This is a genomic window from Belnapia rosea, assembly GCF_900101615.1.
Taxonomy (GTDB): Bacteria; Pseudomonadota; Alphaproteobacteria; order Acetobacterales; family Acetobacteraceae; genus Belnapia; species Belnapia rosea.
This window is the reverse complement of the sequence record NZ_FMZX01000093.1, coordinates 1-2,097: the sequence shown is the minus strand read 5'-3', so window position 1 is coordinate 2,097 and position 2,097 is coordinate 1. Positions and strand designations below refer to the sequence as shown.

The following is a 2,097-nucleotide window of genomic DNA, read 5'->3' as shown; positions in this document are numbered from 1 at the left end:
CTCAGGCCCAGGCCAGCCGTCAACAGGCCAGGAACCTACCCGCCGCTGCCCGGGCGGCCAAGCCGAGCACCTTTGGCGCGAAGCCTGACAGAACCAACTGGCGCTGGTTCTGGCCAACGCGGCGCATGTGAAGAACGTGCCTGGGCGCAAGACCGACGTGGCGGACGCGGCTTGGCTGGCCGACCTGCTGGCCCACGGGCTGGTGCGCGCCAGCTTTGTGCCGGACGCGCCGACCCAGGCAATGCACGCGCTGCTGCGCACCCGCAAGCAGTTGATCCGCGAGCAGTCCAGCCACGTGCAGCGCCTGCAAAAGGCGCTGGAAGACGCCAACCCCAAGCTCGCCTCGGTGCTCACCGACATCATGGGCCTGAGCGGTCGGACCATCCTTGAGGCACTCGTCGCCGGCGAGACCGACCCCAAGAAGCTGCTCGCCCTGGTGCATCGCCGGGTCAAGGCCGAGCCGGCGCAGCTGCATGCCGCCCTGAGCGGGCGCGTCGGCGACAGCCATCGCTTTCTGCTCCGCTTGCACCTCGGCCAATACGACGCGCTGGCGAAGGCGCTCGAGGCCATCGACCTCAAGGTGGAGCGTAACCTCGACCCTTTCCGTGATGCGGTCCGCCTGTTGCGGACCGTGCCCGGCATCGGCGACCTCGCCGCTCGGGCCATTGTGGCCGAGATCGGCAGCGACATGCGCCGCTTCCCGACTGCCGCGCACCTGGTGTCCTGGGCGGGCCTGTGTCCGCGCAATGACGAAAGTGCGGGCAAGCGCCGCTCCACCCGGTTGCGCAAGGGCGCACCATGGCTAAAGACCGCCCTCGTCCAGTGCGCCTGAGCCGCCAGCCGCAAGAAGGACGGCTACCTCCGCGCGCAGTTCCAGCGGCTCCGCCAGCGCCGCGGCCCGAAGAAAGCGGTCTGCGCCGTCGCCGCATCCATGCTGACCGCCATCTGGCACATGCTGCACGACGGCACCTTCTGGCAGGATCTCGGGGCCGACCACTTCCACAGGCGCTCGCCCGAGCAGCAGGCCCAGTACCTCGCACAGCAGATCGCCAAGCTCGGCTTCGCCTGCACCATCACCCCACAGCCCGAGTTGGTTTCTGCCTAGGGGAGTAGGACGGTAGCGATACGCGCGGAATATTTCTTTCAGCCCTCTTGAAGAGCCCTTTGGCAGAAATATTTCGCTGACCGTCGAGGCGAAGCCGGCTGATCGTCAGTGCGATACCCGCCTTCCGACACACTTGGGAGTCCTGGGCCGCGGAGTTAAAAGATGAGCGAGCTTACGGAATTACACAATAACTTCGCAGAATCTGGATTGCGCCTGCCTCGTGATCCGCAAAACGGACGGGCCACACGCAGCGCCGTATTCACGCACCCTGATCAGGTGGTGAATGACCGGGAGCTAACCCCTGCGGAAAAACGCGAGATCTTGGCGTCATGGGCGTCGGACACCCGCGCCGTCGTAGACAAGCCTGCTTTGCGGCAGCTGGACAGCGGAGCGATCGTACGGGTCGAAGAGATTTTCCAGACGCTCAATTCTCTGGATCGGGCAGAGCTACGGCTGGGTCGCGCAGGCTCCGAGAACACTGTTGCCCTGCGGCCGAACTCTGGGCGCCGCAACCGGTGGGAACCTCCGGCTCAGCGTAACGGGCGCTTCCGGTGGGATAGTCCTGATGATGACGATGACCCTCCGCCCTGCCCGGCAAGGGCGCCTGTCCCAAATCAAGGTCCACCACCGTGCCCCGCGGTCGCTGCCGCCTCAGCCCATCTCGCCGACGCGGCATAGAGCGGTCTGAGGCTTCGCACGGGCACCGCAAGGCGACGCTATAACTGACGCCGAAGACGCGGCCTCCCTGCCCTCCGGACAGGGAGGCGTCTGTGAACGCCTCCCTCGCCATTGGACACGATCACGGCGTCCTCGCCTCACGCTGCCTCGGCGAGACGCGGCGAGCCCGTCCGCCGCACCTCCAGCCCATCCGGTCCAGCGGTCACCCGCAGTTGCTCGCCGTCATGGATGCGGCCTTCCAGCAGCAGGTTGGCCAGCTGGTCCTGCAGGTTCCGCTGGATCACCCGCTTCAGCGGCCGGGCGCCATAGGCGGG

General features: G+C 66.8%; 1 protein-coding gene and 1 pseudogene. One reads left to right on the top strand and one right to left on the bottom strand.

What is annotated here, in order from left to right:
• Positions 1-106: 106 nt before the first annotated feature.
• A pseudogene (locus tag BLR02_RS28150) lies at positions 107-1,105 on the top strand (IS110 family RNA-guided transposase); the annotation flags it as partial.
• A gap of 815 nt (positions 1,106-1,920) precedes the next feature.
• Here BLR02_RS28150 and BLR02_RS28145 read toward each other — a convergent pair.
• Positions 1,921-2,097 (bottom strand): hypothetical protein (locus BLR02_RS28145; RefSeq protein ID WP_143018393.1); only part of this gene is annotated, 177 nt, incomplete at its 5' end.